Annotated in this window: 9 protein-coding genes; 4 read left to right on the top strand and 5 right to left on the bottom strand. The window is 39.9% G+C overall.

Going from position 1 to position 10,017, the window contains the following annotated elements:
- Positions 1-27: 27 nt before the first annotated feature.
- The 5 genes from C7B70_RS12620 to C7B70_RS12600 form a co-directional block, all read right to left on the bottom strand.
- Positions 28-372, bottom strand: a complete 345-nt coding sequence (locus tag C7B70_RS12620) for a hypothetical protein (protein ID WP_106369389.1) — start codon at positions 370-372, stop codon at positions 28-30.
- A gap of 1 nt (position 373) precedes the next feature.
- Positions 374-3,013 (bottom strand): DNA polymerase III subunit alpha, encoded by a 2,640-nt coding sequence (locus tag C7B70_RS12615; RefSeq protein ID WP_106369388.1) that lies wholly within the window; start codon positions 3,011-3,013, stop codon positions 374-376.
- Between the two features lie 86 nt (positions 3,014-3,099).
- Positions 3,100-3,963, bottom strand: a complete 864-nt coding sequence (locus C7B70_RS12610; RefSeq protein WP_106369387.1) for an alpha/beta hydrolase — start codon at positions 3,961-3,963, stop codon at positions 3,100-3,102.
- A gap of 9 nt (positions 3,964-3,972) precedes the next feature.
- Entirely contained in the window at positions 3,973-4,890 is a 918-nt protein-coding gene (locus C7B70_RS12605; RefSeq protein ID WP_106369386.1) for a homogentisate phytyltransferase, read from the bottom strand.
- A complete protein-coding gene (locus tag C7B70_RS12600; RefSeq protein WP_106369385.1) occupies positions 4,877-5,719 on the bottom strand; it encodes a methyltransferase domain-containing protein in 843 nt (280 codons plus the stop codon). The genes C7B70_RS12605 and C7B70_RS12600 overlap by 14 nt, the downstream gene beginning before the upstream one ends.
- Before the next feature lie 147 nt (positions 5,720-5,866).
- Between C7B70_RS12600 and C7B70_RS12595 the strand changes: the two genes are divergently transcribed.
- From C7B70_RS12595 to C7B70_RS12580, 4 genes are all read left to right on the top strand, one after another.
- Positions 5,867-7,201 carry a TrkH family potassium uptake protein gene (locus tag C7B70_RS12595; RefSeq protein ID WP_106369384.1) on the top strand — a complete coding sequence of 445 codons (1,335 nt, stop codon included), beginning with the start codon at positions 5,867-5,869 and terminating at the stop codon, positions 7,199-7,201.
- Between the two features lie 84 nt (positions 7,202-7,285).
- On the top strand, positions 7,286-7,975 hold the full coding sequence (locus C7B70_RS12590) for a TrkA family potassium uptake protein (RefSeq protein ID WP_199192237.1): 690 nt from the start codon (positions 7,286-7,288) through the stop codon (positions 7,973-7,975).
- Positions 7,976-8,080: 105 nt separating this feature from the next.
- Complete coding sequence (locus C7B70_RS12585) at positions 8,081-9,283, top strand: sulfite exporter TauE/SafE family protein (protein ID WP_106369382.1); 1,203 nt, start codon at positions 8,081-8,083, stop codon at positions 9,281-9,283.
- 173 nt (positions 9,284-9,456) lie between these two features.
- A complete protein-coding gene (locus C7B70_RS12580; protein WP_106369396.1) occupies positions 9,457-10,008 on the top strand; it encodes a hypothetical protein in 552 nt (183 codons plus the stop codon).
- Positions 10,009-10,017 lie beyond the last annotated feature (9 nt).

Genomic DNA, 10,017 nt, shown 5'->3' with positions numbered 1-10,017 from the left:
GCGCAAGATGTGGGAGTCTTGGCTGGGTTAGTTATGTACGGACTGTTTACCGTGATTTACTAACCAACGAATCGCACGTTCTCTATCAATAGACTCAAAAGCAATGTAATTATGTTTAGTAACACAACCATCCGCAGCTATTAAACCTAATAAATAAGCTTTTTTTGTGGAATCAATTACATCAAAGTAAGCTTCATTTAAAGTGTAACGGTTTTTATGCTTAGTATTTATATTTGCTTCACTTAAAATAGCTACAGACCTACTACTAACTTTAATATATTTAGAAATATCTCGACAATCCATACCATTGTTAAAAACTTCAACAATTTGTTGCTTTTGTTGTAATGTTAGTTTGTGGTAGGGTGCAAACATTCTATAAAATTTTTATACTTGCCATCTGACTTAATTCTAACTCTCTTGTAAAAATTTCATCAATTGGCAACATTTGACCATCAATAGTCATGAACTTGTGTTCTTTTGTTGCTTTAATAAATGAACCATCTTCTAAACCATATTCAAATACTTCTTGCTGTCCTCGATTGTGCCATTGAGCGATGGGTTGAGTATAAATATAGCCATTTTCATTGACACTATAAACTGTGCAATCTATCTTTTCAGCTACAATTTTACCAATAGGTATAGCACCATATTCAACAGTGATTATTTTTGTATCATAGCTTAAACAATATTCCGCGAATTTGACCATTTGCTCAAACAAAAATTCAGCTACCTGTTGTCTTACGCCATTTTTTGCCGCTCCATCTACAAAAGTTTCTCGATGTTTTTGCATCTCTGATGCTTTCTTTTTACCCATTGCTCGTCTAAGTAAATCAGCTTGTCCCAAAGAGTACCCAGCCAAGTCTTGAGCCTGTCTCATAATTTGCTCTTGATAAACTAAAACTCCATAGGTTTCTTCTAAAATTGGCTCTTGTAAGGGAGTTTTATATTCTATTTTTTCTCTACCATGTTTGCGGTCGATAAATTCAGGAATTAAACCCGCATCTAATGGCCCTGGGCGATATAATGCCAAAATTGACGAAATATCTTCTATACAAGAAGGACGCAAATCTTTAACTATTTGCCGCATTCCTGAAGACTCAAGCTGAAAAATACCTTCTAATTCTCCATCTTCTAACATTTTGTAGGTCTTTTCTACATCTTGAGGCATTTTTTTAACTTCACCTTTAGCAAGAATTTTTTGAACTCTCCTTTCTTCTAAAGGTAAGGCATCAGGATCAATAGTTATGTGGCGATTTTCTTTAATTAGATCGACGGTTTTTTGGATTAAAGTTAAATTTCTTAATCCCAAAAAATCCATTTTCAATAATCCCAAAGATTCTAAATCTTCCATGAAGTATTGAGTAATTACCGAGCCATCATTATTTCTTTGCAAAGGCACAATTTCATCTAAAGGTTCCGATGAAATTACTACCCCGGCGGCGTGAACTCCGTAAGTTTTATTAGTTCCTTCGACGCGCATTGCCATATCAATCCAATGATGTACCTTTGGATCGTTATCGTATTTTTCTTTAAATTCTGGCGCTGGTGTAGCATCAGAAATCATCACCGCTAACTTAGTTGGCTTACCTCTAACTACAGGAATTAGTTTCGCCATTTTGTCAGATTCTCCGTAAGGAATATCTAACACTCTTGCTACATCTTTTAGTACCGATTTTGATGTTAAGCGGTTAAAAGTAATGATTTGAGCAACTTTATCTGCGCCATATTTATTCGTCACATATTCAATTACTTCTCCACGTTTTTCAATGCAAAAATCTGTATCAATATCCGGCATTGATTTACGTTCTGGGTTTAAAAATCGCTCAAATAATAATCCATGATGGACGGGATCGATATTAGTAATTTGCAGCGCGTAAGCAACTAAAGAACCCGCCGCCGAACCTCTACCTGGCCCTACAGGAATGCCATTATCTCTAGCATATTTGATATAATCCCACACTACTAAAAAGTAAGTTGCAAACCCCATTTGCTGCATCATTTTTAGTTCGTAATCTAGCCTTTCTCGATAAACTGGCTCAATTTCGTTAGGAGATTTACGATTAAATCTTTGGAGCAACCCCTTCCAAGTAACAAGTTCTAAGTAAGTATCCGCCGTATGTCCCGCCGGAACTTCATAATCAGGGATGCGAGACTCACCCATAAGATGATAAGGTTCGACTTTTTCGGCTACTTCTAAGGTAGTTGCGATCGCTTCATCTATTACTTCTGCTGGAAGATGATCTCGAAATAATTGTCTCATTTCTTGAGCGGATTTGAGATACTCTGTACCGCTATAGCGCATCCGTTTATCTTCACTGATTAGCTTTTTAGTTTGAATACATAACAAAGCGTCGTGGGCTTCTACGTCGTAGCAAGAAACAAAATGCGAGTCATTGGTAGCAATAAATTTAATGTCTAACTCACGGGCAATTTTAATAATCTCAACATTAACAATTCGGTCTTCTGGCAATCCATGATCTTGAATTTCTAAGTAATAATCGTCTGCGAATATTGCTTTGTATTCCTTGGCTACCTTCCGCGCTACATCTAATCTACCCGCGAGGATTGCTTGGGGTATTTCTCCACCTAAGCAAGCACTGGTGACAATTAAACCTTCATGGTATTGAGTAAGTAAATCTTTATTAACACAAGGACGAGCAAAAATGCCGCTACCTTGCATGCCTTTAAGGTGAGAAATAGTTGTTAACTTAACTAAATTTTTGTATCCTTTAGTATTTTTAGCTAAAACAACTTGATGATATTTAGGTACTTTACGACGAGCTTTATTTTCAATATCACCATTCATTACATACATTTCATTGCCAATAATTGGCTTGACATTTCTACTACGACATACTTTAATAAGTTCGATCGCTCCATACATTACACCATGATCGGTAAGAGCGATCGCTTTCATGTCTAATTCAATCGCTCGATCTACCAGTGCGGGTAGTTGACTTGCACCATCAAGCAAGCTGTAATCACTGTGGATGTGTAAACCAACAAAAGACATAGGTTTATTAAATAGTTGTAGTTATTGACTTAGCTTGGGGTAATTCGTCGCGTGGGAAGATTTAGAAATATTGCTATATATACATTTTAATCAATAGATCGCATCACAAAGTTTTTTACTACTTCAAAGTATTTGAAGCCAGCAGTTATTGCAGTGTTATTGTGTCCAGCATTGGGAACTACGAATAGTTGTTTCGGGTTAGGTGCAGCCATATACAGTTGTTTACTCATACTAACCGGAATTACAGTATCATCTGTACCATGAATAAATAAAACAGGCATTTTTAGAAGCTTTACTTTTTTAACTGATTCAAAGCGTTGATTAAGGATTAAGTTAATTGGAAATAGTTTAAATAGAGGGCGATTATTACCTATTTCTGCAATAGAAGTAAACGAACTATCTACAATTAATCTGGCTGCTTCGGGGTGCTGGGTAGCTAAATTAATTGCGATCGCACCTCCCAAAGAATGCCCGTAAAGAATTATATTATTAGGCGGAATCTGTCGCTGTTTTACTAAATAATCCCAAGCTGTCGTCGCATCTTGATAGACATTGTTTTCGTTCGGAAAACTACCTTCACTGCGCCCGTAACCCCGATAATCTATGATTAGCACTGCAAAACCCATCTGGTGAAAACGATGAGCGTGAGCCGCATTTGCACCGATATTTATGCCATTACCATGCAGATATAGTACGGTTTTGGCATTGGCTGTAGCGGCGGGAATCCACCAACCATGTACTTTCTCAATCTTACCGTCTGCTGTCGTTACAGGTAGCCATACCTCTTGAAAATCTAGATTAAAAGCTTCGGGTGTAGTTTCGATAACCGAAGAAGGGAAATAGATAAAACGCCCTTGTTGACGATACAAGTAGATACAAGCAGCTAAATAAACACTCGCAACTACAACTCCCGTACTTAATAACAACTTGAATAAAGGCTTTTTAAGCATAATTATTTGTTAGCCCAAAAGACAAGCAGCCGGAAAAAGCAAATATTCTAAAAAAAACAACTTCCAGATAAATTGATAAAAGGAAGCGCTCGCCACCTTATCGAGTAAATCTACCTGAAAACTACGCCACCACAGCAAAAATAGCAAGCCTAAATGAGTGCTAACTAAAAATATAGTATTAACTCCAGGTAGCCAAAAAAAGGCAGCAATAGCCATTCCTATATAGCATACAGTTATTATCCAACGAGCCAGATTAAATACTCGTTCTTGACCTAAAGCAATGGTGAAAGTAGAAATTTGGTATTGACGATCACCTTCAAGATCGGGGATATCTTTAAATATAGCGATCGCTACCGTAAACACAATTACAAACAAAGTCAACGCCCACACCGTCGCCGGGATATTCAGACTGTTAGTAAAATGCAGATATAGCCCTAAATTAACTACCGCTCCCCGCACCGTAAAAATGCACAAAGCCGCCCAAAAAGGAAACCGTTTTAACCGAATCGGGGGCAAAGAATAAGCCGTACCAATGGCTAAACTAATGACCACCATTCCCAGCAAATAACGCGATTGCAGCCCAGCCAGTAGCAGCGACAGTATCCCAGTCACCGCCACGATTAACTTACCCGTAGCAAGGGAAAAATCGCCACTAGCTAGAGGTAAATGGGGCTTATTAATTTGGTCAATAGCCACATCTTCTAACTGATTCAAGCCGACAATGTAAATATTGCCACATAGACAAGCCAGCCAAGCTACTAAAACAGGCAGCACCGAACTATGATTGAATCCTTGATCAAAGGCGATCGCATATACACCCCAGACACTTAAACTTGTACCAATAATTGTATGAGGGCGCGAAAACTGCCAAAAAGCCGCCAGTTTATTACTCTTTACGCGGCGGTTTGTTTCCTTATTTAGTACCACACAACAACCCAAATTTAATTAACCCGCGATCGTAACCCCGACTCATCAACCCCAACGATAGCGCCGCTTGAATTGTTCCCCAACCAGAGCGAATTAAGCCAACTAGCGCCTCAAAATTGAATGCCGAATCAATTACTACATCCCAAAAAGGTGCAACTGCTTTTGACCAATCTGCTGTAGAAAGGTTTTGTAATGGAAGAAGGCGCGCAATTTCTGCGTACTCTGGCAAAGAAATCACGTAAGGCAAACAATAAACCCGATAAATATCTGCCAAATGCTGTTTTTCGTCGATTGTTAGCGCCGCGTTTTCTGTAGAGCGGTGACACCAAGTAACCATAATAAACTTTCCTCCAGGCTTTAGCACCCGATAACACTCTTGCATAAACTTAGTTTTGTCGGGCATATGTTCGCCACTTTCTAGCGACCACACTAAGTCAAAAGAATTGTCTGCAAAGGGCATATTTTGGGCATCTGCTACTTGAAAACTAGCTTGGGTGTTTAAAAGAGCCTCGGTTGCCCGTTCTGCTGCTCTAGAGGCTTGCACGGGGCTAAGAGTAATACCCGTTACCTGAGCATTAAATTTTTTTGCTAAGTACAGAGAACTGCCACCAATACCGCAACCGACATCAAGAATATTCTCAGCTTGCTGTACCCCCGACCATTGTAGCAATTCTTCAATTAAATCTATCTGCGCTTGGCGGCGGTCTTTTTTAATTTTGCCCTCTGCGCCATAATAGCCGTGGTGCATATGCTCGCCCCATATTTGTTCCCACAAACTAGAGGAAGCATCGTAAAATTGCTGAATTTGCTGCTGTAGTGCCGTACTCATGTTAGTAGCGTTGAAACGGTAGACCGGAATCAGCGTAGCAGAAGATGCTATTCCTTGGCACGGATATTAAGTTTTAATTGAGGCATTTTATGCACAAAATGAATATTATTTTCGATTGTGCTTGAACTTTAAGCTGGAGTTTAGGACGTGACTGTTTCTCGGACAATTTGCCTGGGATTTTTGGCGGTAATCGCTATTGGCACAATTTTACTAATGATGCCTTTTTCCTCTACGACTGGGACTTGGGGTAACTTAATTGTGGCGTTATTTACTTCTACTTCGGCCGTTTGTGTTACGGGTTTATCGGTAGTTGACCCTGGGACTTACTTCTCTTTTTGGGGACAACTTTTTGTGGCGGCGCTGGTGCAGATTGGCGGACTAGGTTATATGACTGCAACTACCTTCCTGTTATTACTTTTGGGGGCAAAGTTTGGTCTGCGCGATAAAGTTGCCATTCAACAAGCTTTAGACCGGACAGGAATACACGATAGCGCCCAATTAATTCGCTCGATTATTGCCCTTACTTTAATCTTTGAAATTAGTGGAGTATTTTTACTACTACCCGTTTTTACTCCCAAATATCCGTTGAATGAGGCTTTGTGGTACGCAATTTTTCACAGTATCAATTCTTGGAATAATGCAGGTTTTAGTTTATTTAGAGATAACTTTATAGGCTATCAAACTTCGGTACTTTTAAACTTGGTAGTTACGGGGTTAATTATTTTCGGCGGGATTGGTTATGGTGTAATTTTAGAGCTATTTATTTGGTCGCGCGATCGCATTGGGCGCAACCCCAAAAGAATGATATTTTCGCTCAACTTCAAAGTTGCCGTTAGCACTACTATAGCTTTGTTGACTTTGGGGACAATTGCCTTCTTTCTTATAGAAGTAAGAAATCCGGCAACTTTTGGCTCTTTAAGCTTACCCAATCAAATACTTGCCGCTTGGTTTCAAGCGGTAACGCCAAGGACGGCGGGATTTAATACTATTGATATTGGCAAAATGACGACGGCGGGTTTATTTCTTACTATTGCTTTAATGTTCATTGGCGCAAGTCCTGGTGGTACAGGTGGAGGGCTGAAAACTACTACTTTTCGAGTTCTGACAAGTTGTACAAAAGCAATTTTGCAAGGAAAAGAAGAAGTATTCTTGTACGATAGAAACGTAAATATTTCTTTGATTTTAAAAGCAGTGGGTGTAGCGGTTGGCTCCGTAGCTACAATCATTTCGGCAACTATTTTAATTGCTCTAACCGATCCAAAAGTAAGCTTTATTCAAATTTTATTTGAGGTGGTTTCAGCTTTTGCTACGGTGGGACTTTCCACAGGAATTACTGCTAGTATAACGGCGGCAGCTAAATTAATTTTAGTGATGACTATGTATATAGGTAGAGTGGGAATTTTGCTGCTAATGGCTGCACTGCTTGGAGATCCTAAGCCTAGCTTAGTGCGCTACCCTGAAGAAAATTTAATTGTGGGTTAAAATTGTAGTACAAACTTGTAGGAAAATAGCAATACATTTTAGTTTTAATAGGGTTAATTAACCAGGGTAATAAAAAGAGTGAATCTGTCATCTTTAGGTTTTTTACGCAGTCTACGCAAAGATAATCGTCAGTTTGCTGTTATTGGATTAGGACGTTTTGGTAGAGCAGTTTGTACAACATTTCATAAGTTAGGTTATGAAGTGCTGGGAACAGATATTAGTGAAAAATCTGTTTCTCAAGTGCTAACAGAGCAAATTGTTTCTCACGCAGTGCAACTAGATTCTACTCAACCTGCGGCACTAAAAGAAGCAGGAATTTTTGAGTTTGACACAGTAATTATTGCTATTGGTAATTATATTCAAGAAAGTATTGTAACAACGCTAAATGTAAAAGAAGCTGGCGTACCTCATGTAGTCGCAAAAGCATCATCGGAAATACACGGAAAACTGTTGCAAAAAGTGGGAGCAGATCATGTAGTGTATCCTGAATTTGAGGCGGGTTGTGCTTTGGCGCGTAGTCTTACTAAACCAAATATTTTAGATCGTTTTGACCTCGACCCCGACAACAGCATTGTAGAGCTAATTGTCCCGGATGTATTTCACGGCAAAACCATCACCGAGCTTCAATTTCGCACTCGCTACGGGTTAAATTTGATAGCTGTAAGTCATGACGGCAAGTTTGAAATTAATCCCGATCCCAAAAAACAACTACAGCAAGGCTCGGCAATGGTAGTAATTGGCTGCAATAAAGATATTAATCGCTTACCAATTTGATAAAGTTTTAGATATCCGGGTAGAGCCAATCGGTAAGGTTTTAGAATAGAACTAGAAAGCTATTCCGATGGGCTGTAAGCCACAAGTTGAGAAGAAAAAAATACCATGCTGGATTTGGTACTGATTCTAGCGGTAGGTTTTTTTGGCAGCTTTGGACATTGTGTGGGAATGTGTGGGCCATTGACAGCGGCATTTTCTCTATCGCAAAAACAAGACACGCCGCAAAAAGTGCGATCGCTTCTTTTGTTTCATATTTTGCTCAATGCTGGCAGACTGATAAGTTATGCTACTGTTGGCGCGGGTATTGGGGCAATAGGTTCAGTAATTTTGGCAAGCGGACAATTAGCCGGAAGCGGTAGCACCTTGCGTCAAACTATTGCTATTGCTACTGGGGTATTACTAATTTGGTTTGGAATTATTCAAATTAACCCTAAGTTTTTACCGCCAATACCCTTATTACATCCTTTAACCCAAGGAAACTTGCATCAGCGCCTAAGTAAAGCAATGGTAGAGCTTTCTTTTAAAAGTCAATGGTGGACACCAGCTATTTTAGGCGGCGTTTGGGGTTTAATGCCCTGTGGTTTTTTGTACGCCGCCCAAATTAAAGCCGCCGAAACTGGCAATATTTGGCAAGGTGCGGCAACAATGGTGGCTTTTGGGTTAGGAACTTTACCAACGATGCTAGGGGTAGGTATTTCTACTTCTTTAGTTAGCAAAGATCGGCGCAGTCAACTATTTAGGTTAGCTGGTTGGGTAACTATTACGGTAGGTGTATTAACTCTCCTGCGGGCGATGGGGGAGGAAATGATGATTTATTTTACAGGACACGGGGCGTTACTGTGTTTGATATTAGCTCTCGTCAGTCGTCCAATTAGCCGTTTGTGGTCGCAGCCATTGAAGTATCGCCGCGCTTTGGGAGTAGGTGCTTTTGTACTGGCGATCGCTCACGTTACTACTACTATGCAACATAACTATGGTTGGAATTTAAGTGCGATCGCCTTTTTGCTTCCCAATCATCAAATTGCGATCGTTATGGGGTTAAGTGCCTTCCTACTACTTGTTCCCGCAGTTTTTACTAGCAGGGACAAAGTACAGAAAAGTTTAGGCAAGTATTGGCGATGGATTCATCTGTTGAGTATTCCAGCTTTAATACTCGCTGCAATTCATGCTGTACTTATTGGTACTCATTACTTAGGCGGGGTTAATGAAACATGGATTAATCAGCTTTTGGTGGCTAGTTTGGGGTTAGTGACTTTGGGAGTATTAGTATTACGTTGGCAAAACCCATTAATATCACGCAAGTTATGAGAAGCTTTGTTTTGTTTCAATCTGTAAGGAGATCCCCCCCAACCCCCCTTAATAAGGGGGGGGAATATAGAAAAATTACTATTGAAAAGGGGTATTTAAGGCAATCAATCAATCTAGCTACTTATAACCAGAATTTTCTAGCCTTTTCTCCTAAAAAAACCGCTTTTGGCGGATTGATACTACTTGCAACTTTAGTTACTACTCCCGCTAATGCTCACAAGATAGAGATTCACCTAGATGTAGGCGCAACTATGCACATTGAACCAAACGATGCTCCCCGCGCGGGAGAATCGGCTTTAACTTGGTTTGCGCTTACCCAAAAAGGAGGGAAAGTTATCCCTCTAAATGAATGCGATTGTAAGTTGTCTCTTTACTCCCAAGCTTCCACAGCAAAACCTTTGCAACAACCGATACTTAAAGCAGTGTCTCAAGAGAGTTATACAGGTATCCCCGCCGCAACAATTACTTTTCCGGCGGCGGGGGCTTATCAGTTGCAATTGCAAGGAAACCCAAAAGCTGGGGCAAAGTTTTCACCTTTTGAATTAAAGTTTGATGTTAACGTTGCACCGGGAGTTATAGCACCAAGCCCAAACATTGCGGTAATACCTCAACAGGAGCAAGCAACACCCCCCTGGCTGATTCCAGCCGCCGCTATTGGGGTAATTCTTACAGGTGCGATCGCATTTTTAGTATGGCAAAAGTTGCACCGCAAGAAATCTTTGTAGAGTTGCAAT

This window comes from Chlorogloea sp. CCALA 695 (assembly GCF_003003885.1).
In the GTDB taxonomy this organism is placed as follows: domain Bacteria; phylum Cyanobacteriota; class Cyanobacteriia; order Cyanobacteriales; family Chroococcidiopsidaceae; genus Aliterella.
The sequence above is the reverse complement of the archived record's forward strand: the minus strand, read 5'-3'. Positions and strand labels throughout refer to the sequence as shown.